The organism is Mesorhizobium sp. CNPSo 4688, assembly GCF_057784295.1.
In genome coordinates, this window is the sequence record NZ_JBWLUY010000005.1 from 214,516 (window position 1) to 235,359 (window position 20,844).

The window sequence follows — 20,844 nt, forward strand, 5'->3', positions numbered from 1 at the left end:
AATCAGGCTGAAGCGCGCACATTGTGCTTGCGCTTCATGAAGTCCTTGGCGGTCTCGACCGCCACCGCCGCGTCGCGGCAATAGGCGTCGGCGCCGACGGCCTTGCCGAATTCCTCGTTGAGCGGCGCACCGCCGACCAGCACGACATAGTCGTCGCGGATGCCCTTTTCCTTCATCGTGTCGATGACGACCTTCATATAGGGCATAGTCGTGGTCAAAAGCGCCGACATGCCGATGATGTCGGGCTGGTGCTGCTCAATGGCGTCGAGATATTTCTCGACCGCATTGTTAATGCCGAGGTCGATGACGTCGAAGCCGGCGCCTTCCATCATCATGCCGACGAGATTCTTGCCGATGTCGTGGATGTCGCCCTTGACGGTGCCGATCACCATCTTGCCCTGCTTGGGCGCGCCGGTGGCGGCGAGCAGCGGGCGCAGGATGAACATGCCGGCCTTCATGGCGTTGGCCGACAGCAGCACTTCGGGAACGAACAGGATGCCGTCGCGAAAATCCTCGCCGACGATGCGCATGCCTTCGACCAGCGCCTCGGTCAGCACTTTGTAGGGCGCCCAGCCGCGCTCGAGCAGGATGTTGGTGCCTTCCTCGATCTCTTCCTTCAGCCCGTCATAGAGATCGTCGTGCATCTGCTGCACCAGCTCGTCGTCGGAAAGCTCGGAGAGGATGATCTCGTCGTCGGACATTTTTCTCAGGCTCCTTGCCGCGCGGGATGAGATCGCGGCGGCTCAAATTTATCGCGTCAATACCTAACCCGGCGTGGGCGTGTATCCATAGCTGATTTGCGACTTCCCGCAAAAGGAAAGCGACCGCAAATCTATTGGAATTCTTGTCGATTTTGCGACAGGCGTTGGCGCTGGCGGGCCGTTTCGAATAGGGTGCATGGCTACGATCCGGGCGAGAAGCTGCGATATGCGGCCGCAAACGGTTTTTAGGGAAAACGATCATGAGTGAGAACGCGTCAGTCGACCAGGAAGCGTCCAATGCGCGACGCGGGCGTGCGGCCAGCGGCGGCGCGGCGGCAAGGCGCGCGGCGCGCTCGGGCGGCGGACCGGGCACGCAGCTCACCTACATCAAGCGCAAGATCAACATCTATGAGGTCCTCAACGAGGAGGGCCTGGCGATTATCGAAAACAACACCGATACGGTGCTGGAAGAGATCGGCATCATCTTCCGCGACGACGCCGAAGCGCTGCAGCTGTGGAAAGAGGCCGGCGCCGACGTCAAGGGCGAGCGCGTGCACTTCCCCAAGGGCCTCTGCCGTTCGCTGCTCAAGACCGCGCCGCCCATCTACACCCAGCATGCGCGCAACGCCGAGCGTTCGGTGCAGATCGGCGGCAACGCCACCGTCTTCGCGCCGGTCTACGGCCCGCCCTTCGTGCGCGATCTCGACGGTGTCAGGCGCTACGCAACGATCGAGGATTTCCAGAATTTCGTGAAGCTCGCCTACATGGCGCCATCGATCCACCATTCGGGCGGCACGGTGTGCGAGCCGGTCGACGTGCCGGTCAACAAGCGTCATCTCGACATGGTCTATTCGCACATAAAGTATTCCGACAAGCCGTTCATGGGCTCGGTCACCGCGCCGGAGCGGGCCGAAGACACGGTCGCCATGGCCAAGATCGTGTTCGGTGACGATTTCGTCGAAAACAACACCGTGCTGACCAGCCTGATCAACGCCAATTCGCCGATGGTGTTCGACGAAACCATGCTGGGCGCGCTGAAAGTCTATTCGCGCCACAACCAGGCCTGCATCGTCACGCCGTTCATTCTCGCCGGCGCGATGAGCCCGGTGACGGTCGCCGGCACGCTGACGCAGGTTCTGGCCGAAGTGCTGGCCGGCGCCTCGTTCACGCAGCTGATCCGGCCCGGTGCGCCGGTGCTGTTCGGCACCTTCGCCTCGTCGATCTCGATGCAGTCGGGTGCGCCGACCTTCGGCACGCCGGAACCGTCGCTGGTGTCCTATGGCGCTGCACAGCTGGCCCGCCGTCTTGGCCTGCCGTTCCGCACCGGCGGCTCGCTCTGCGCGTCCAAGGTTCCGGACGCCCAAGCAGCCTATGAGAGCGCCAACACGCTGAACTCGACCATTCTGGCCGGCACCAATTTTGTGCTGCATTCGGCTGGCTGGCTCGAAGGCGGACTGGCGTCCTGCTACGAAAAATTCATGATGGATATCGACCAGCTCGGCATGCAGCAGAAGTTCGCCGAGGGTGTCGACCTGTCGGAAAATGGCCAGGCGATGGACGCCATCCGCCAGGTCGGCCCGGGCAGCCACTATCTCGGCTGCGACCACACGCAGGCGAATTTCCAGACCGCCTTCTACCGTTCCAGCATAGCCGACAACAATTCCTACGAGCAGTGGCTGGCCGAGGGCGAAAAGACCGCACCTCAGCGCGCCAATGAGCTCGCCCGCCGCTGGCTGGAGAGCTACGAGGCGCCGTATCTCGATCCGGGCATCGACGACGGGCTGAAGGACTACATCGCGACGAAGAAGGCGTCGATGGCTGACGCCTTCACTTGAAAGGAGCCCGAGTCAGGCGGGGCTAAAGTCGCCAACATCATCCACAAGGAAGTCTGGCGGAGCGCTTTCTCCGACCCGGACCAGAAGGGATGATTGTGCGCGGCACCGCTGACGAGATAGCGGCCGCGCTTTCCGCCAACGGCCTCATCCTGCGCGGCTGCGTCACATTCGCCGAAGGCGAGGAGGCACCCTCTGGCCTGTCAGGTGCTTCCGCCAAATCAGCCTTTTTGGTCGGGCAGGCGGGCGCGGCGCCCTGGCCGCATTTCCTGCGCTGGCGCGAGCGACAACCGCAAACTATCGCCAATCCGCTGGACACATGGTCACGCGAGGTGATCGGCGCGGTGGCGGAAAAATTTGGCGCGCGCGCCGTGTCGCCATCCGACAGGCCATATCTGCCGTTCCAGCAATGGGCGATGCGGGCTGAAGGGCTAAAGCCGTCACCGCTCGGCATTCTCATGCATCCGAAATACGGGCTCTGGCATGCCTATCGCGGCGCGCTGCTGTTCGAGGACGAGATATCGGTCGAGGCGTCTCAGGCATCGATTCACCTCTGCGACACATGTGTCGCAAAACCTTGCATGAAATCCTGTCCGGTCGACGCCTATTCGAAGGATGGCTTTGCCTATCAATCATGCGTCGCGCATCTGCGGGGAGCGAATGGTTCGCCCTGTCGGACCGGCGGCTGCCTCGACCGCAACGCCTGTCCCTATGGCAAAGCCTATCGCTATCCCCCTGACGTGCAGGCCTTTCACATGGCGGCATTCGCGCGCTGAGTTTCCGTCCCTGCGGCCGAGCGATACGGATTTGTAAACGCGTCGGGTCCGGGATTGATTTGCCCAGCCGTCTGTCCCGGATATGTATCGCGCGACACTCAAACGGAGCGAGCCATGGCCAAGCAGGACATCGAGATCAAGACCAAGGACGGCGTGGCCAAAGCCGGGCTGTTTCGCCCGGCTGGCCCAGCGAAGGCCGGCGTGATCCTCTATATGGACGCGTTCGGGCCGCGTCCGGTGCTCGATGTGATGGCCGAGCGGCTCGCCGGACATGGCTATGCCGTGCTGGTGCCGGACCTGTTCTACCGCAATGCGCCCTATGGTCCGTTCGACGCCAAGTCCGCTTTTGCCGTCGAGGAGACGAAGGTGGCGCTGATGGCGCTGGTCACCGGCACGACGCAGGACATGACCATCCGCGACAGCGGCGCTTTCCTCGATGCTCTGGCTTCGCAAGGCATCAGCGGTCCGGTTGGCGTCGTTGGCTATTGCATGGGCGGCGGCCGGGCGCTGAACGCTGCCGCTACGCATTCCGATCGGATCGCGGCCGCGGCGAGCTTCCATGGCGGCAATCTGGCGAGCGAGGCTCCCGACAGCCCGCACCGCAACGCAGCCTCGATCAAGGCGCGCGTCTATGTCGGCACCGCCGGCGTCGACCGCAGCTTTCCACCGGAGCAGTCTGCGCGGCTGGCCGAGGCGCTCAGGGTCGCCGAGGTCGACCACACGATCGAGAACTATGTCGGCGTCGGCCATGGCTGGTGCGTACCGGACCACGGCGTCTACGATGAAGCGGGCGCCGAACGCCACTGGAAGCGGCTGCTGGCGTTCTTTGCCGAAACGCTGGCTTGACTTCTTACCGTTGGTGGCCTGCTAGAACGCCGCAGGTCGAGCGGGAACGAACAGCCTGATGCAATCCTGTGATGTCGTGGTGATCGGCGCCGGTGCCGCCGGAATGATGTGCGCCATCGAGGCGGGCAAGCGCGGCCGCTCGGTTCTGGTGCTCGATCACGCGGCAAAGCCCGGCGACAAGATCCGCATCTCGGGCGGTGGGCGCTGCAATTTCACCAACATCCATACCAGCCCGAAGAATTTTCTCTCCGGCAATCCGCATTTCTGCATCTCGGCGCTCAGCCGCTACACGCAGCGCGACTTCATCGCGCTCGTCGAACGCCATGGCATCGCCTATCACGAGAAGACGCTGGGGCAGCTGTTTTGCGATGGCTCTGCGCGCCAGATCATCGACATGCTGGTTTCCGAAATGCAGGACCGGGGTGCGGAACTAGCGGTGTCGACCGAGGTGAGGGACGTCAGCCGGACCGCGGAAGGGTTTACCCTGAGCCTCTCCAGCGGCACCGTCGCCTGCCAATCGCTGGTCGTGGCCTGCGGCGGCAAGTCGATCCCCAAGATGGGCGCGACGGGTTTCGGCTACGAGCTGGCGGCACAATTCGGCCTGGCCGTGATGGAAACGCGACCGGCGCTGGTGCCGCTGACCTTCGACGCCAGGACGCTCGAGCGGCTGGCGCCCCTGGCGGGCAACGCCGTCGACGCCGAGGTCGCTTGCGGCAAGACGCGGTTTTCGGAGGCGATGCTGTTCACACATCGCGGCCTGAGCGGGCCGTCCATCCTACAGATATCGTCCTATTGGCGCGAAGGCGACGAAATCCGCATCGCCATTCTGCCGCGGATGGATGTGGCCGAGCTGCTGCGCGCCGCCCGGCGCGTCAACGGCAGACAAGCGGTGCAGACGGTGCTGGCAAACCATCTGCCCAAGCGCCTTGCACAAGCGGTGGCCGAGCGTACGGGGATCGATGGCAATCTCGCTGATTTGACGGACCTGCAGATGAAAACTGTCGACGCCGCCGTCAACGACTGGCGCATCAAGCCGGCCGGCTCCGAGGGGTATCGCACCGCCGAAGTGACGCTTGGCGGCGTCGACACCAACGGGCTCGACCAGAAGACGATGCAGGCGAAGTCCGTGCCGGGCCTGTTTTTCATCGGCGAGGTCGTCGATGTCACGGGCTGGCTTGGCGGCTACAATTTCCAGTGGGCGTGGTCGTCCGGCTGGGTGGCAGGACAAGTCGTCTAGTTTCGAAAAGCGCCTGCCTGAAAAAAATCTTTCTATAACCCCAAGGATTGGCCATTAGCCTTCGTCCAACAGGCAAATGATGGCGATGATGCTGGATGAAAGCGAAGCCTCCGACGCCGAGTTGATCGGGCGGGCGAAGGGCGGAGACAGGGGTGCCTTCGGCAAATTGCTGGAAAGGCACTACGACTTCGTCTATCGCGCCGCCTATCGCTGGTGCGGAAAAAAGGCCGATGCCGAAGACATCGCCCAGGAAGTTTGTGTCCGCCTCGGCAAGGCGATCCGCGACTATCGCGGCGGCGGCGCGTTCACGACATGGCTTTATTCCGTGACGATGAACGCGGCGCGCGACATGATGCGCAAGACCACGCGCGAAAACGTCAAGACCGAGGCCTACGGTGCCTACAGCATGATATCGGGAGAGGCCTCGGCCGAGCCCGAAGATCCCACTGAGGCGCTCTGGGCAGCGGTGCGGCAATTGCCGGACAAGCAGCGCGATGCAGTACTTCTGGTCTATGGCGAAGGTTTGAGCCATGCGGCCGCCGCCGAGGCGATGGCAATCTCGGAGACGACGGTTTCCTGGCACATCCATGAAGCGAAGAAACGGCTGAAGACGTTGATGCGTTCGGCCGGGGAAGTGTGACCATGGTCGACGACAACGAACTCAACAGGCTGCGCGATGCAGCAGTACCGGCGCCGGCCGAGAGCGCGAAGGCACGCGCCTTCGAAGCCGCCATGCGCGCCTATGATCAGGAAAATATTTCTGCCGTCACCCAAGGATCGGTTGGCGGGCTTCGTCTCACAGAGCGAGCACAAAAGCTCTGGAGCGAGATCATGCAAAAGAAACTCATTGCCACGCCGGCCATTGCCGGGCTCGTCGCCCTGCCGATCGCCGGATACGCCACCTTCCACATGCTGAGGGAACAGCCGTCGCCGTTCGGCGGCGACGAGAAGATCACCGAAACGCTGGCCGACAAACCGGCAACCAGTGGGCCGGCGATCAACACACCGGGAAAAGACAAGCAGGCGTCCGAAGGCGACCTGAAGAAGGCCGATGCCGACGCCGAGGTGCGAAGCCGCGACGTCAACGATGCGCTTGTCACGCCGACCGCGCCCCCGAAGACCGAGGCTCCGGCGACGGTTAACGAACGCGAGAACGGCACTTTGCAGACTTACCGGCAGGCGCCCGAGCCTGCGCCAAGCACCGAGGCCGCGCCATCGGGTGGCAGAGTTATCATGCAACTGGCGCCACCTGCGCCAGCAGCCGATGCCGCGCGGGCAAGCCGTGTCCAGGGGACCGCCGAATCCAAGCTGGTGGCGCCGCAGCAGCCTTCGACGATGCCGGCCGACCAGATTGCGCCGCAGGAGGAAAACCGCGACCGCGTCGAGGATTTCAAAACCAATCCGGTGCATGCAGCCCTTCAGGATCCGGTCTCGACCTTCTCGATCGACGTCGACACCGCTTCCTATTCCTTCGTGCGCGGCTCGCTGAAGCAGGGCTACCTGCCGCAGGCCGACACGGTGCGCGTCGAGGAGATGGTCAATTACTTCCCCTATGACTGGAAGGGTCCGGATTCGGCCTCGACGCCGTTCAACTCGACTGTCAGTGTCATGCCGACGCCGTGGAACGGGCACACCAAGCTGATGCACGTCGCCATCAAGGGTTTCGACGTCAAGCCGGTCGAGCAGCCCAAGGCCAATCTGGTGTTCCTGATCGACGTGTCGGGTTCGATGGACGAGCCGGACAAGCTGCCGCTGCTCAAGTCGGCGTTCCGGCTGCTGGTCAGCAAGCTGAAGGCGGACGACACCATCTCGATCGTCACTTATGCCGGTGACGCCGGCACGGTGCTGATGCCGACCAAGGTTACCGAGAAGGACAAGATACTCAATGCCATCGACAATCTGACGCCCGGCGGCTCGACGGCCGGCGAGGCAGGCATCAAGGAAGCCTACAAGCTTGCCCAGCAGTCCTTCATCAAGGACGGGATCAACCGTGTGATGCTGGCCACAGACGGCGACTTCAATGTCGGCCAGACTGATGACGAGGATCTGAAGCGATTGATCAAGCAGGAGCGCAAGACGGGCGTCTTCCTGTCGGTATTCGGCTTCGGACGCGGCAATCTGAACGACCAGATGATGCAGACCATCGCCCAGAACGGCAACGGCACCGCCGCCTATATCGACACGCTGGCCGAGGCCGAGAAGGTCCTTGTCGAGGATGCCTCTTCGACGCTGTTCACCATCGCCAAGGACGTCAAGATCCAGGTCGAGTTCAACCCGAACAAGGTGTCGGAATACCGGCTGATCGGCTACGAGACCCGCGCTTTGAACCGCGAGGATTTCAACGATGACCGCGTCGATGCCGGCGATATCGGCTCGGGCCATTCGGTCACCGCCATCTACGAGATCACGCCGAAGGGCAGTGGCGGCGAGCAGATGGATCCGCTGCGCTACGGCCAGGCCACGGTTAACAATGGCGGTGTGGCCAATGCCGACGAATATGCCTTCGTGAAGATCCGCTACAAGCTGCCGAACGAAGACGTCTCGAAGCTGATCACAACGCCGGTGACGTCGGCCAACGAGGTCGAGTCCTTCGACCAGGCCAGCACAGACCAGCGTTTCTCCGTCGCTGTCGCCGCCTTCGGCCAGAAGCTGCGCGACGAGGATGCGACCGCGAAGTTCGGCTACGACAAGATCATGGAGATTGCCACCGCCGCCCGAGGAGCCGACCCGTTTGGGTACAGGTCCGAGTTCCTTTCGCTTGTGCGCCTTGCCTCGGCGCTGGGCGGTAACCGGTAGTGGCAATACAGCCGGTTCCTTTCAGACGGGGGTCGTTCTGATACGGGGGAACCGGCTACGGGCGGGTGAGGCAGGCCGGCGAGGGAAACCTTGCCGGCCTTTTTTCGGTCTGGCGATATTCAGGTGAGGTGCGCCTCGAACAAAGGGGTGCCGGATCGTTAAATTGTGCGGCAATTCCGGAACGGGATCGCAATTTCCTCTTGTTACGAAGAGCTAATACAGGGCTTTGGGGGCCGAATTGCAGATCAAAGACATTGCGACTTCGATGCCGGCGGCAAGGGACGTTCAGTCGACCGCTTCGCAGCCGCATTCGGCGGAATCTCGGCGGATCATGAATGACGTGGCCGCGGCCAGGACCACGGCGATGTCGGCACTGAACAACGACCGCTTCCGCGTCATGCTTGAGCAGATCACCGATCCCGGCGCATCGGGTACGCTGATGACCATGGGCGGCGACGCCGGCAGCACAAGCACGGATTTCAAGACGGCGCTGTCGCGCTACGCTGAAAACAGCGAATAATTCCAGATCGATATCAGGCTCGGCTGCGGCGACGTTCGCGGCGGGCTTCGCTGGTCTCGGCGGTGTTTTCCGTCGCCACCTTGTTGCGCATCGGACCGATGCGCTCGACGATCTTTTCGACTGTCGGACGTTCGGACTTGGTGTGCGCGTCGAGCGCCTTGCGCATGGCGGCAAGGTGCTGGAACGAGGTGCCGCAGCAGCCGCCGACGATCTTGGCGCCGGCATCGACCGCCAGCCTGACATAGTCAGCCATCAGTTCCGGCGTGCCGGAATAATGGATCTCGGTGCCACGGAATTCCGGGATGCCGCAATTGCCCTTGACGATCACCGTCGCCTCGGGCTTGGCCTCGGTCATGTCGAGCAGGGACGCCAGGATGTCGGACGCGCCGACACCGCAATTGGCGCCGACGCCGAGCGGGTTTTGCGACAGCCCGTCGACGACGCCATGGATATCCCTGGGCAACAGACCCATCATGGTGCGGCCGGCGGTGTCGAACGAGCCGGTATAGGTGTAGGGCAGGCCGACGCGGATGGCGGCTTCGGCGGCAGCGCGGATTTCGTCCGGCGCTGACATGGTCTCGATCCAGGCGACTTCGGCGCCGCCTTCCTTCAGACCTTCGATCTGTTCGGCGAAGGCCTCGACCGCTTCGTCATAGGTCATGGCGCCGAGCGGCACCAGCAACTCGCCGGTCGGGCCGACCGAGCCCGCGACGATGACTTTCCTGCCGGCCTTGTCAGCGACGGCGCGGGCGATCTCGGCGGCGCGCTTGTTCAGGGCATGGACGCGGTCCTGCGCGTGGTGCAGCTTGAGCCGATGGCGGGTGCCGCCGAAGGAGTTGGTGAGAATGATGTCGGCGCCGGCATCGACGAAATTCTGGTGCAGGCTGGTGATGGTGTCAGGCGCTGTCTCGTTGAGCAGCTCGGGCGCTTCGCCGGCCTCCAGACCCATCGCGAACAGATTGGTGCCGGTGGCGCCGTCGGCCAGCAGCACGCCCTTTTCGGCCAGCAATGCGTCGATGGGATTGGTCGTGGTCATCGGATCGGCTTTCAAATCTTCGAATGGAATAAGGATATAAAGAAGTCTTTATGTCCAGTCAATGTGTTTGCGGCCCGCGGTCGCCGCACTGCGCCCCTTTCCGGGGCGTTGACGATCAGGCAGAACCCGACGGAAATGACGCGCCGGCCAGATTGCGCGCGAAGGCGGCTGCTTCGTGCGGGTTGACGTCGGCGGCGCGGATCAGATTGTCGAAATGCCGGGTCAGCGCCTGCACCGGCTGGGTGGCATTCAGCACCACATACATGTCGCCGACATAGATGGCGGCGCGGTAGGGACCGAAGATGGTCAGCGGGATCGAGTAGCGCATGCGGCCGTCATAGAGAAACAGGCGGAAGGTCGGGTAGAGATCGTCAAGCAGCGTCGCCATATGGGCGAGCTGCTGCCGCCGGTCTGCCTCGGGAAAACGATCCCAGACGCCGAGGCCGCGGGCAAAAATCTCCAGCGTGTGGCGCGGCATGCAGACCTCCATATCGGTCTCCGGGCGCCTGTTGTACTCGATGCGGTACTGGGTCTCGCTGGCCTGCGCCAGACGGCTGCGGTTGGTGATGTTGGCTTCGTAATCGACCAGCTGGCGTGTGCGCAGGAGGTCGGGAATGCCGGCCGGCACATAGCGGATCTTGGTGCCCGCGGCTTCCGCAAACCATTTGGCCAAGAGCGTGCGGTCGAAACCGTCGGGCGCCTCCTCGATCTCCAGGCTTTCGCGGATTTCGCCGGTGACGCCTTCGTCTTGGCTGAGCCCAAGCAGCCAATCCAGAGACACTTTGAATTCGGCGGCGATGTTGAGCAGCGTTTCGGCGCGCGGCAGCCGCGTCGAAGCGCCGGACATCAGTTGCGACAGCGCCGACCGATCGATGCCGACTGCTGACGCGAAGGCTGACTGGTTGAGGTCGGATCGTGTCAGGAGCAGCTTCAGACGCTCCCGAAAGATGGCTGACAGGTCCCGTTTGTCCACTGTTCGTCCTCCCCGCTCTTTGAGGAAAAATTTGCGCCAGAGCCGTCGAATCAGGGCTCCAGGCGTAAATGAATCCCTGAGGCTGTTTACAATGTGTAACATGTGCGGTCAAAAATGCGCAATCGCAACATTTTGTACACTTTGTCTCGTTGAGTGGAATCGCTTCTCCTGACACTATGCTGTCAGGAATCAATTGGGGTTCCGGCGACTGAAGGACAGTGGTCGATAGCATGGCAGGCAAGAGCATCAAGCGACGCAACGCAGCGGCCATCGAATGGCCGACCGTGGTCCTCGCTTTCTTCTGTTACGGAACATGGCTTGCTGTCGGTTTGCTGTTCTGGCCTTCTTATCCGATCCTGGCTCTCATTCTCCTCGGCTTCATCCTGGCCCTGCAGTCGTCAATCATGCACGAAGTGCTGCATGGCCATCCGACGCGCAGCGCGCTGATCAATGAAGCCTTCGTCTTCCTGCCGATCGGCCTGGTCTGGCCGTTCCGTCGCTTCAAGACGCTTCACTTGCGCCACCACGCCGACGAGCGACTGACCGATCCGCTCGACGATCCCGAGAGCTATTACCAGGCGCTGTGGATGCATGACGATCTGCCGCCGACGATGAAATTCCTGCTCAAGATCAACAACACAATGGTCGGCCGTTTCTTTCTCGGCCCCTGGTTGTCCTGCATCGGTTTCTTCATCGACGACGCCAAGCACATGATTGCCGGCGACAAGGTGATCGGCAAGGCATGGCTGCTGCATGCGGTCGGTCTCGCCATCGTGCTGCCGGTCGTGCAGTTCAGCTTCGGCATCCCCGTATGGCTCTACATTCTGGTGCCGGTCTGGCTCGGCCAGTCGCTGATCGCTGTCCGCACCTTCGCCGAGCATCAGTGGTCCGAGCATCCTGAGGGGCGCACGGTGATCATCGAGCGCTCGCCGCTGTCGTTCCTTTTCCTCAACAACAATCTGCACTTCGTCCATCACAAGATACCGACAGTGGCCTGGTACAGACTGCCGAAGCTGTTTCGCGACCGCCGCGACGAGTGGCTGCGGATGAACAACGGCTATGCCTATCCGAACTACTTCGCGCTGATCAAAGCTTACGCCTTCAAGGCCAAGGAGCCGATCGTGCACCCGGTGCTGCGGCGCCAGGCCGAGCCGGGCAGGGCGTTCAAGCCGCGCATCAGGGCGCGCAGCATCAGCGGGCTCGGCAGCGCGCCGGTTCCCGCCGAGCCGCCCAAGGAATAATCCGGGGCATCCCAGGACCCGTGTCGGCCAATTCTGATTGGACGCCGCGTTTTTGCGATCCTTTCCTGAGACATGATGATTGAGTGTCGGCATGAGTGACTTGGTTGCGGCTTTGCCGATGTATGACTGGCCCGAAGTGCGCGACGAGGTCGATGCACAATGGGCCGGGTTGCGCGAGACTTTTAGGCAAAAGGGCATCGATGCGCCGCAGACAATCGTGCGCCGCAATGGTGACCTGCCGCCGGTGCCGGGCGGCATCCACGACGCCGAGGGCAGACTGATCGCGCCCGATCCGGCAACGCTGCCGCCGAACGAACTCGACCATCACCAGCTTTGGCTGCATCCGGCGCTGCTGTTCGCGCAGACCTGCTGGGGGCCGATGGAGCTCGGCCTGTCCAAACAGGTGCAGGTGGTCGGACAGCCGAGGTACGACGCCTTTGAGGGCGGACAAGGCGAGCTCTATTCGAGCGCGCTGGTGATGCGGATAGGCGAGGGGCCACAGGTTCGGTCGCCTGCGGATGGCAAAACCTTGCTGCCGCTCGATCTCATGCGTGGCAAGCGCTTCACCTTCAACAGTCTCGATTCGATGTCGGGCGTCATTGCGCTGACGCGCGACCTGCAAGCGGCCGGCGAAAGTCTCGATATCTTTTCGTCGCGCAGCGAGAGTGGCGGCCATCGCGGTTCGATCGTCGCGGTTGCCGAGGGCAAGGCGGATATCGCCGCGATCGACTGCGAGAGCTGGGCGCTGGCGCAGCGTTTCGAGCCAGCGGCACGCAAGGTCGCTGTTGTCGGCTGGACGGCGCGGCGCAAAGGCTTGCCATACATCACTGCCAGGACCACGCCGGAAAAGATGGCCCGCGCAATGCGCGAGGCCCTCGCCAGTCTAGCCGAGCAACCTCGCATCCAACGGGTAGGTTGAAAGCTGCTCGTTGCCGGCCGCGGTGATCAGGATCTGCTCCTCGATCTTGACGCCCTCATGGCCGCCAAGCCTGCCGATATAGCTTTCCACGCACAGCACCATGCCCGGCTCCAGCACGCCGTCGGGCGTGCCCGGCGTCCAGTCGCTGGCATGCGGCAGGGTCGGATATTCGTCGGCTAGCCCGACGCCGTGATAGAGCACGCCGTATCGGGTCGGGAAGCAATCTCCCGGCGGCACCACGGAGCGTTCGACCAGGTCACGGAAGGAGATGCCGGGCTGCAGCAGTTGCGTGTTGTGGGCGATCTGGTCGGCCGCGATGCGGAAGAGATCACGCTGCTCGTTCGACGGCCTTTCGTCGCCGCAAAGGAAGGTGCGTGAGAGATCGGCGCAGAAGCCGTAGGGGCCGATCAGGTCGGTGTCGAAGGCGACGAGATCGCCTGCTTCGATAACGCGTGACGAGCATTCCTGGAACCATGGATTGGTGCGCGGCCCCGACGTCAGCAGCCGGGTTTCGATCCATTCGCCGCCGCGCGCAATGTTGCCGCGATGCAGCTCGGCCCAGAGTTCGTTTTCGGAAATGCCAGGCTTCAGCGCCGCTTCCATCTCGCCCATCGCCGCCTCGCAGGCGACGATGGCGCGGCGCATGGCGAGGATCTCGTCCGGCGACTTGATCAGCCGTGCATTTTCCATCACCGCTTCGCCATTGCCGATGGCAATGCCGAGGCGGGCGAGTTCCTCGACGCCTTCGGGATTGATGTGGTCGACGGCGATGCGGCTGTTGCCGCCGCCATGTTGCCTGACCAGATCGGCGATGCCGGCCGCCCAGCGGCGGACTTTCTGCTCGGTCAGCTCGCCGCCATAGAGATACATCCACGACACTGCCGGCCGCACCTCGTCGACGACGCCGGAATGGTCGGAGAGATGCTCGCAGGAGAAATAGTCGAACAGCACCACCGGTCCCTCGGTGGCGACGAAGCAGTGGCGGGTCGGGTTGTGCGCGACCCACAGCTGCATGTTGGTCGAATCGGTGGCGTAGCGGATGTTGACGGGGTCGTAGAGCAGGGTGCCGGCATAGCCGCGGCGCTTCAGCTCAGCGCGGATGCGCTTGAGCCGGTATTTACGCATCGCGGGCAGGTCGGGTGCTGCGATGCCTGCCGCTTGCCATTCGGATTCAGCCAGCGCGCCATAGCCCAGCACGTGCTGGTTCAGCGAAGCCGCCTTCTGGCGCGAGGCGTCGCGCAAGGCCTCGACCGAGCCCGGCTCGAACGGCATGATCTTGCGGTGACGACCGAACCCTTGCTTCTCCACCCGAGGCCTCCCTGCCGACGCTATTGTGGTGTTGCGCCTGCCGCGGCCGCCACCTTCTTCAGCCGCGTGACGGTTACAATGCGGATGGGCGGGTCGCTGCCGAACAGCTGCGGCACGGCAAGCTGCTGCGGCGGTCCATCTGCCACATAGCCAGCCTGATCCAGCAGCTCGAGGACGGCGTCGACATCTTCCTTGTCGTTCGTCGTGACAAGCACTGCCGGCTCTTTCAGCAGCTGGCTGAAGTCCGGCAATTCTTCATCGAGGACGATGAGATCGGGATCGATGAGACGCAGATTTCCCAACCAGTGCCAGCTCGATACCGTTGTGCGGATCGGTCCGTTTGCCGTCAGCTGAGCGTAAAGCGCCGTGTAGTCCATGCGCACGATGCTGCCGCGACTGTCACCGCCATAAAGATGCGCATACCAGGTCAATGGCAACACAAGGATGGCAAGCGTCGCGCCGACAAAGACGGCGACGTCCTGCACCTTTCTGCCGCGGTCTCCCCTGGCGTCCATGTGTATGGCCAGTGCTGTGGGCAGCAGCACGAGTATGGGAAGCATCCAGCGATCGCGAAACTGCGTTGCGCCGCTCGCAAGGACGAGCACGAGGGTGATGGCAAAGGCAAAAGCGATGGTGCGCCATACCAGCTTTTGGGCCCATGGCGGCGGTTGCAGGGCTGGCGCCGGTCTGTTCCTTGCGATGAGAAAAGCCACCGCGAATATGCCGGCCGGCAGCCCGGCGAAATTCAGCATCGCCCTGCCGAGTCCCCATACTCCAGTGAGCGCGTTCTGGATCACACCATTTTCCCTGGCCATGCCGAAGCCGCCGGCGTGCGACAGCAGCTGGTCGGTGTGAGTCAGGCTCCAGTAGAGTGTCGGCAGGCAAAGCAGCACAGCCAGCGCGACACTAATCAAAAACTGGCGATTCAGCACGACGCTGCGTGTTTCGCGCAGCGAAAGCGTCGACAGGATCAGCGCGGCGAGAAAAATCACATTGTTGTATTTCGACAGGATCGCGGCAGCGATAGCCACACCGAAAAGCACATAAGCCAAGAGCGATCGCCGCTGCACCAGTTCGACGAGCGCAAGAAACAGCACCACTGAAAAACAGAAGGCGGCAATCGAGTGGGTGAGGGCATGCTGCATCTCCCACACCATCTGCGGAAACAACAACAGGCCGAACATAGCGGCGGCGCCAGCCCGGCTGGAATAGCCGAGACGGCGCACTGCGATGAAAGCCGACGCCAGCGCCACGCCGATCAAAAGATACTTCACGATCTTGAGCGCGAGTATATTCGTCCCGACGACGCCGGCGACGAGGCGGGCAAGCCACGTATAGAGAGGCGGCTGCGAGCCGCCATAGCCGGCCCAGAGGTAATGCATGTACATCAGCTGTTCGGAATCGTCGACGCCGACGCCGGTTCCCACGATGTGGGACAACAGCGTCATCACCACGATCTGGACAAGGCAATAGACCGCGAGAGAGACCAGCGCGGCGTTGAAAGGACCGGCCTTGCCTTCGCACAGCCAGTCCGTCCATTTCTCTAGATACTGCAAGGGGATCGTCTTCTCATCGAGGGAAAGGCCTGTGGCCACCGCCGATGCCCCTTACACGATCTCACACACGCTGTCGCCGATATAGAGCGGTTCAGAAACGCCGAACCGCTCTATATCTTTATGTTTCTACGCAATTCCGGACGGAAAACCGCTTCACACTTTTCCTGGAATTGCTTTAGGTCCGCATCTTCTCGCCGCTCGGATCGAAGGGCGCCTCGACATTGATGCGGGCGGAACGCCGATGGCCGAGGATCTCGATCTCGAACAGGCCGGCACTTTCGTCCTCGGCCAGCGCTGCCGGCACATAGCCTTGAGCCATCGACTTCTGCACGGAATGCGCATAGCCGCCCGAGGTGACCCAGCCGACCACGCGCCAGTCGCCATCGACGATACCGCGCACGGCCGAAGCCCCCTCGGCAGCCTTTGAGCCACGGACTTCCTTGCCCGCCGTGTCGAAGCGCGGCGCGCCATAGCCATGCGGCTTTTCAACCGTGCCGTAGTCCTTGCTGACCTTGGCCCAGATCGGCTCGTCGCCCATCACATCCGCATCGGTCGCATCGACGATAAACGAGACGCGGCGCAGCTTCGGCCCTTCCGCCTGTTCCTTGGCGGCGGCCTCGCGGCCGATGAAGTCGTTCTTCTCGAGCTTGATGAAGCGGTCCATCGAGCCTTCGAACGGCCCGTAGATCGGGCGTAGCTCGCGGAACCAGGTTGGGAAGTTCTTTTCCAGGCGCATGGAGAGCAAAGCGCGCATGCCGAAATCGACCAGGCCGAACTCCTCGCCGGCGTCCTTGATGGCCTTGTAGACCAGACGCTGATAGGCCGGCGCCATCCAGATCTCGTAGCCGAGATCGCCGGTATAGGTGATGCGGTTGACCATGCAGGGCGCGCCGCCGACCGCCATTTCGCGGAAATCCATGAAGCGGAAAGCCTTGGTCGAAATGTCGACATCGACCAGCTTCTGCAGCAGGTCGCGCGATTTCGGACCAGCGATGGAGAGACCGACCAGCGTCTGGTCGAAGCGGTGGATGCGCACCGACCCATCCCTAGGCAGATGCTTTTCGAACCAGCGCATATGGTATTTCTGCGCTGCCGATGAACCCCAGATCATGAAGCGGTCCTCGCTGGCCTTGGCGATGGTGAAGTCGCCGATCAGCTTGCCGAATTCGTTGATCATCGGCGTCAGCACGATGCGGCCGATCTTCGGCATGCGGTTGGTCATCAGCCGGTTGAGGAAATCCTCAGCCGCAGGTCCCGACACTTCGTATTTGGCGAAGTTGGCGATTTCGGTGACGCCGACCTTCTCACGCGTGGCACGGACTTCCTCGCCGATAGGGCTGAAATCGTTGGAGCGGTGGAAGGAGACGATGTCCTTCGGCTCCTTGCCCTTTGGAGCAAACCACAACGGGGTTTCGAGGCCCCAGCTGTCGCCCATGACGGCGTTGTTGGCCAGCATGGTGTCATAGAGCGGCGTCGTCTGCGCCGGGCGAGCCGCCGGCAGCTCTTCATTGGGGAAGCGGATGGAGAAGCGGCGCGAATAATTTTCGCGCACCTTGGCGTTGGTGTAGCGCAGGCCGGCCCACTCGCCGAAGCGGGCGACATCCATGCCCCAGACGTCGAAGCCCGGGTCGCCATGCACCATCCAGTTGGACAGTGCGAGGCCGACGCCGCCGCCCTGGCTGAAGCCGGCCATGACGGCGCAGGCGCACCAGAAATTGGTCAGGCCTTGCACCGGGCCGACCAGCGGATTGCCGTCGAGCGCGAAGGTGAAGGGGCCGTTGATGATCTGCTTGATGCCGGCCTTTTCGATGCCGGGGAAATGCTTGAAGCCGATTTCCAGCGACGGCGCGATGCGGTCGAGGTCCGGCGGCAGCAGTTCATGGCCGAAATCCCACGGCGTGTTGACCGGCGACCACGGCTTGCAGGCCTTTTCATAGGTACCGAGCAGGATGCCGTTGCGTTCCTGGCGGGTGTAGATCTCGCCCTTGAAGTCGAGCACGCCGATCATTTCGCGGCCGGTCGACTTGTTGAACTCCTCGACCTCCGGCATCGGCTCGGTGAGCAGGTACATGTGCTCCATCGCCAGCACCGGCAGTTCGACGCCGACCATGCGGCCGATCTCGCGCGCCCACAGGCCGCCGCAATTGACGACATGCTCGGCATGGACCGTGCCCTGCTCGGTGACGACGTTCCAGGTGCCATCAGGCTGCTGGGTCAGGTCGACGACGCGGTTGCGCAGCACGATCTCGGCGCCGAGTTTCTTGGCCGCCTTGGAATAGGCGATGGTGGTGCCGGAGGGGTCGAGATGGCCTTCGACCGGATCCCACATGGCGCCGACAAAATTGGTCTCGTCCATCAGCGGGAACATCGCCTTGGCTTCGGACGGGGTGATCAGCTCGGTGTCCATGCCGAGATAGCGGCCCTTGGCGTGGGCGAGGCGCAGAAAGTCCATGCGCTCGGGCGTATCGGCCATCATCACGCCGCCGGTCAGATGCAGCGAGCAGGATTGGCCGGAAATCTCCTCGATCTCCTTGTAGAGCTGCACCGTATAGGCCTGCAGCTTGGCGACGTTCGGGTCGCCGTTCAGCGTGTGGAAGCCGCCCGCCGCATGCCAGGACGAACCGGAGGTCAGCTCCGAACGCTCGATCAGCATGATGTCGGTCCAGCCGGCCTTGGCCAGATGGTAGAGAACCGAGCAGCCAACGACGCCGCCGCCAATGACAACCGCTTTGACGTGAGATTTCATAAAGATGGGTCCGTTTTTGAAGAGACTGATTCGAATGGACGGGGCGTGAAAACAAAGCGCAGATCGGATGCAGTGATGTTCTCGGCCAGCCTGCCATCAAGCGCGGCAAGGATGGTTTCACAGACGGAAGTACGATGTTTCAGGACATCATGGTTCCAGACACGCAGGATCGAATAGCCCTCGGCGCGCATGAAGTCATCGCGGCGGCGGTCATATGAACGGTCGGCGTGTTGGTGGCCATCGATTTCAACAACGAGCCATTTTTCGCGGCAAGCGAAGTCGGCAAAGAAGGGGCCGATGGAAAACTGGCGCGTAAAGCGATAGCCGCCGAGCTTGCGAGCTTTCAACTCAAGCCAAAGCAATGCTTCCGCCTGGTTACCCGCTTGCCGGAGATTACGCGCTCGCTTCGTTGTGCCTGTTTTTCGGCGACTGCGGGTTTCATGAACGCCTTCCCCCACTCCGTCGCCGCTTCGCGGCGCCACCTCTCCCCCCTCCGGAGGGAGAGGAAGGGAACCAGCCTGCGTAAGCTCGCGCCTTTCCTCTCCCCCGTCGATCGGGGGAGAGGTGTCGAGCGCAGCTCGACGGAGTGGGGGTCGACCGTTCATCAAATCCATACGAATGATCAGTTCATCAAACCAACACAGATGATCAGAAATCGGTCGGCGCGCCGCCTTCGGAGCGGCGCTTTTCGACGAAGTCGTTGAGCTCTTCGCGGATCGCCGGGTCCATATAGGGTTCTTCGTAGGACGCCAGCCGTTCCTTCCAGACCTTGTTGGCCTTTTCCAGCGCGGTCGGCGAGCCGGCTTCGGCCCAGGTCTCGAAATTGCGCCAGTCGGAAAGGATGGGCGAATAGAAGGCGTTCTTGTAGCGGTCTTGCGTGTGCTGGGTGCCGAAGAAATGGCCGCCGGGGCCGACAGACTGGATGGCGTCGAAGCCGAGCGCCTCTTCGGAGAGGTCGAGCGGGGTCAGGAACTCCGCCACCATCTGCAACAGGTCGATGTCCAGGATGGTCTTCTCGTAGGAGCAGCGCAGGCCGCCTTCCAGCCAGCCGGCGCCGTGCATCATCAGATTGCCGCCGCCCTGGATGGCGCCCCACAGCGAAAACACGCTTTCATAGGCGGCCTGTGCGTCTACCGTGTTGGCGGCGCAGGTGTTGGAGGTGCGGTAGGGGATCTTGTAGCGGCGGGCAAGCTGGCCGCCGACAAGCTGCGCCTTCATGTATTCGGGCGTGCCGAAGGCCGGCGAGCCGGACTTCATGTCGACATTGGAGGTGAAGCCGCCATAGCCGACCGGCGCGCCCTTGCGCACCATCTGCGCAAAGGCGATGCCGGACAGCGCCTCGGCATTCTGCTGCACCAGCGCGCCGGCGATGGTGACCGGCGCCATCGCGCCCGACAGGGTGAAGGGCGTGACGACAACGACCTGGCCCTTGCTCGACATCTGGATGATGCCTTCCATCATCGGCACGTCGAGCTTCAGCGGCGAATTGGTGTTGATGATGGTGAAGACGGACGGCTCTTCCAGCATCTGCTCATGGCTGATGCCGCGCGCGATCCTGGTGATCTCGATGCCGTCGACATTGCGTTCCTTGCCGAGCGAATAGATGTGGAACACCTTGTCGGTCAGGGTGGCGAGGTCGCGGATGCATTCGAGGTGGCGCACCGAGGGATGGATGTCGGTCGGCTCGACCGGATAGCCGCCGGTGCAGTTCAGGATGTTGTGCATCTGCGCCAGGCGCAGGAAGTTGCGATAGTCCTGCTGGTTGCCCGGGCGGCGGCCGCGATCGAGGTCGGAGCAGTTCGGCGCCGAGGCCATCATCGACAGGATCACATTGTTGCCGCCGAAGCGGATATCGTGCGCCGGGTTGCGGGCATGCAGCGTGAATTCCGACGGGCAGTTCGAGATCAGATCGAGGATCATGTCGCTGTCGAAGCGCACCCGCTCGCTGCCCGCGGTCACGTCGGCGCCATTTTCCTTCATGATGCGACGCGCTTCGTCGTGCAGCACGTCGACGCCGATCTCCCGAAGCACGCGCAGCGAGGCGAGGTGGATCGATTCCAGCTCGTCGTCGGAGACCAGCTTGGTCGGCGTCAGCGGGTTTCTCAATTGCCGGAAAGCCGGCTGTTCGAAGGCGGCCGAGCCGCCGGCGCGCTTGCCCGCACGACCACCACGACGGGCGCGGTCGGTTGCCAAAGGCGGTTCGGCTGGATGCAGGGCGGCGGTCATGATGGTCCTCGTACAATGCGGGTAGCGGCCGGCATAATGGACCGGCGGCTGTCCGGCCATTGCGGAGGCGGCGACCACTAGGACGAGGGAAGCGACATGCCGGAACGGCAGGTTGCGATAGATAGGACGCG

General features: G+C 62.7%; 17 protein-coding genes. 9 read left to right on the forward strand and 8 right to left on the reverse strand.

Going from position 1 to position 20,844, the window contains the following annotated elements:
• Positions 1-2 precede the first annotated feature (2 nt).
• The gene (locus AC04SH_RS11280) at positions 3-701 is read right to left on the reverse strand and encodes a corrinoid protein (protein WP_013531175.1); all 699 of its coding nucleotides are present in this window, start codon (positions 699-701) and stop codon (positions 3-5) included.
• A 260-nt stretch (positions 702-961) separates the two neighbouring features.
• On the opposite strand from AC04SH_RS11280, the gene AC04SH_RS11285 reads away from it, so the two are divergent.
• The 7 genes from AC04SH_RS11285 to AC04SH_RS11315 all read left to right on the forward strand — a co-directional run bounded on the left by AC04SH_RS11285 (position 962) and on the right by AC04SH_RS11315 (position 8,708).
• A complete protein-coding gene (locus AC04SH_RS11285) occupies positions 962-2,536 on the forward strand; it encodes a trimethylamine methyltransferase family protein (protein ID WP_352587969.1) in 1,575 nt (524 codons plus the stop codon).
• 89 nt (positions 2,537-2,625) lie between these two features.
• Positions 2,626-3,309 carry a hypothetical protein gene (locus AC04SH_RS11290; RefSeq protein WP_488575069.1) on the forward strand — a complete coding sequence of 228 codons (684 nt, stop codon included), beginning with the start codon at positions 2,626-2,628 and terminating at the stop codon, positions 3,307-3,309.
• A 114-nt stretch (positions 3,310-3,423) separates the two neighbouring features.
• Positions 3,424-4,155: a dienelactone hydrolase family protein gene (locus AC04SH_RS11295; RefSeq protein ID WP_488575070.1), complete on the forward strand. Its 732-nt coding sequence runs from the start codon at positions 3,424-3,426 to the stop codon at positions 4,153-4,155.
• Between the two features lie 58 nt (positions 4,156-4,213).
• Positions 4,214-5,392, forward strand: coding sequence for a BaiN/RdsA family NAD(P)/FAD-dependent oxidoreductase (locus tag AC04SH_RS11300; RefSeq protein WP_488575071.1), 1,179 nt, complete (start codon positions 4,214-4,216; stop codon positions 5,390-5,392).
• Positions 5,393-5,471: 79 nt separating this feature from the next.
• Positions 5,472-6,032, forward strand: a complete 561-nt coding sequence (locus tag AC04SH_RS11305; protein ID WP_112565450.1) for an RNA polymerase sigma factor — start codon at positions 5,472-5,474, stop codon at positions 6,030-6,032.
• A gap of 2 nt (positions 6,033-6,034) precedes the next feature.
• On the forward strand, positions 6,035-8,188 hold the full coding sequence (locus AC04SH_RS11310; protein WP_488575072.1) for a vWA domain-containing protein: 2,154 nt from the start codon (positions 6,035-6,037) through the stop codon (positions 8,186-8,188).
• A 331-nt stretch (positions 8,189-8,519) separates the two neighbouring features.
• Positions 8,520-8,708 (forward strand): hypothetical protein, encoded by a 189-nt coding sequence (locus AC04SH_RS11315; protein ID WP_488575073.1) that lies wholly within the window; start codon positions 8,520-8,522, stop codon positions 8,706-8,708.
• Between the two features lie 13 nt (positions 8,709-8,721).
• Here the strand turns inward: AC04SH_RS11315 and bmt are convergent, their stop codons facing one another.
• Both bmt and AC04SH_RS11325 read right to left on the reverse strand, forming a co-directional pair.
• Positions 8,722-9,744 (reverse strand): betaine--homocysteine S-methyltransferase, encoded by a 1,023-nt coding sequence (bmt, locus tag AC04SH_RS11320; RefSeq protein ID WP_488575074.1) that lies wholly within the window; start codon positions 9,742-9,744, stop codon positions 8,722-8,724.
• Positions 9,745-9,859: 115 nt separating this feature from the next.
• Positions 9,860-10,717, reverse strand: a complete 858-nt coding sequence (locus AC04SH_RS11325; RefSeq protein WP_203278444.1) for a helix-turn-helix domain-containing protein — start codon at positions 10,715-10,717, stop codon at positions 9,860-9,862.
• Positions 10,718-10,947: 230 nt separating this feature from the next.
• Here AC04SH_RS11325 and AC04SH_RS11330 point away from each other — a divergent pair, with 230 nt between their 5' ends.
• Both AC04SH_RS11330 and AC04SH_RS11335 read left to right on the forward strand, forming a co-directional pair.
• Positions 10,948-11,958 (forward strand): fatty acid desaturase, encoded by a 1,011-nt coding sequence (locus AC04SH_RS11330; RefSeq protein ID WP_488575075.1) that lies wholly within the window; start codon positions 10,948-10,950, stop codon positions 11,956-11,958.
• Between the two features lie 91 nt (positions 11,959-12,049).
• A complete protein-coding gene (locus tag AC04SH_RS11335) occupies positions 12,050-12,877 on the forward strand; it encodes a phosphate/phosphite/phosphonate ABC transporter substrate-binding protein (RefSeq protein ID WP_488575076.1) in 828 nt (275 codons plus the stop codon).
• Here the strand turns inward: AC04SH_RS11335 and AC04SH_RS11340 are convergent.
• The 5 genes from AC04SH_RS11340 to AC04SH_RS11360 form a co-directional block, all read right to left on the reverse strand.
• Entirely contained in the window at positions 12,842-14,149 is a 1,308-nt protein-coding gene (locus AC04SH_RS11340) for a M24 family metallopeptidase (RefSeq protein WP_488575198.1), read from the reverse strand. The genes AC04SH_RS11335 and AC04SH_RS11340 overlap by 36 nt on opposite strands.
• A 56-nt stretch (positions 14,150-14,205) precedes the next feature.
• Positions 14,206-15,780 (reverse strand): ArnT family glycosyltransferase, encoded by a 1,575-nt coding sequence (locus AC04SH_RS11345; RefSeq protein ID WP_488575077.1) that lies wholly within the window; start codon positions 15,778-15,780, stop codon positions 14,206-14,208.
• Positions 15,781-15,916: 136 nt separating this feature from the next.
• Positions 15,917-18,487, reverse strand: a complete 2,571-nt coding sequence (locus AC04SH_RS11350; RefSeq protein ID WP_488575078.1) for a GcvT family protein — start codon at positions 18,485-18,487, stop codon at positions 15,917-15,919.
• Complete coding sequence (locus tag AC04SH_RS11355; protein WP_488575079.1) at positions 18,484-18,969, reverse strand: endonuclease domain-containing protein; 486 nt, start codon at positions 18,967-18,969, stop codon at positions 18,484-18,486. The genes AC04SH_RS11350 and AC04SH_RS11355 overlap by 4 nt, the downstream gene beginning before the upstream one ends.
• A 166-nt stretch (positions 18,970-19,135) precedes the next feature.
• Complete coding sequence (locus AC04SH_RS11360; RefSeq protein WP_488575080.1) at positions 19,136-20,713, reverse strand: trimethylamine methyltransferase family protein; 1,578 nt, start codon at positions 20,711-20,713, stop codon at positions 19,136-19,138.
• Positions 20,714-20,844 lie beyond the last annotated feature (131 nt).

Excerpts from the sequence above, each read along its gene's own strand:
- AC04SH_RS11280 (WP_013531175.1), bottom strand. The coding sequence starts at position 701 with ATGTCCGACGACGAGATCATCCTCTCCGAGCTTTCCGACGACGAGCTG.
- AC04SH_RS11285 (WP_352587969.1), top strand. The coding sequence starts at position 962 with ATGAGTGAGAACGCGTCAGTCGACCAGGAAGCGTCCAATGCGCGACGC.
- AC04SH_RS11290 (WP_488575069.1), top strand. The coding sequence starts at position 2,626 with ATGATTGTGCGCGGCACCGCTGACGAGATAGCGGCCGCGCTTTCCGCC.
- AC04SH_RS11295 (WP_488575070.1), top strand. The coding sequence starts at position 3,424 with ATGGCCAAGCAGGACATCGAGATCAAGACCAAGGACGGCGTGGCCAAA.
- AC04SH_RS11300 (WP_488575071.1), top strand. The coding sequence starts at position 4,214 with ATGCAATCCTGTGATGTCGTGGTGATCGGCGCCGGTGCCGCCGGAATG.
- AC04SH_RS11305 (WP_112565450.1), top strand. The coding sequence starts at position 5,472 with ATGGCGATGATGCTGGATGAAAGCGAAGCCTCCGACGCCGAGTTGATC.
- AC04SH_RS11310 (WP_488575072.1), top strand. The coding sequence starts at position 6,035 with ATGGTCGACGACAACGAACTCAACAGGCTGCGCGATGCAGCAGTACCG.
- AC04SH_RS11315 (WP_488575073.1), top strand. The coding sequence starts at position 8,520 with ATGAATGACGTGGCCGCGGCCAGGACCACGGCGATGTCGGCACTGAAC.
- bmt (WP_488575074.1), bottom strand. The coding sequence starts at position 9,744 with ATGACCACGACCAATCCCATCGACGCATTGCTGGCCGAAAAGGGCGTG.
- AC04SH_RS11330 (WP_488575075.1), top strand. The coding sequence starts at position 10,948 with ATGGCAGGCAAGAGCATCAAGCGACGCAACGCAGCGGCCATCGAATGG.
- AC04SH_RS11335 (WP_488575076.1), top strand. The coding sequence starts at position 12,050 with ATGAGTGACTTGGTTGCGGCTTTGCCGATGTATGACTGGCCCGAAGTG.
- AC04SH_RS11340 (WP_488575198.1), bottom strand. The coding sequence starts at position 14,149 with ATGCCGTTCGAGCCGGGCTCGGTCGAGGCCTTGCGCGACGCCTCGCGC.
- AC04SH_RS11350 (WP_488575078.1), bottom strand. The coding sequence starts at position 18,487 with ATGAAATCTCACGTCAAAGCGGTTGTCATTGGCGGCGGCGTCGTTGGC.
- AC04SH_RS11360 (WP_488575080.1), bottom strand. The coding sequence starts at position 20,713 with ATGACCGCCGCCCTGCATCCAGCCGAACCGCCTTTGGCAACCGACCGC.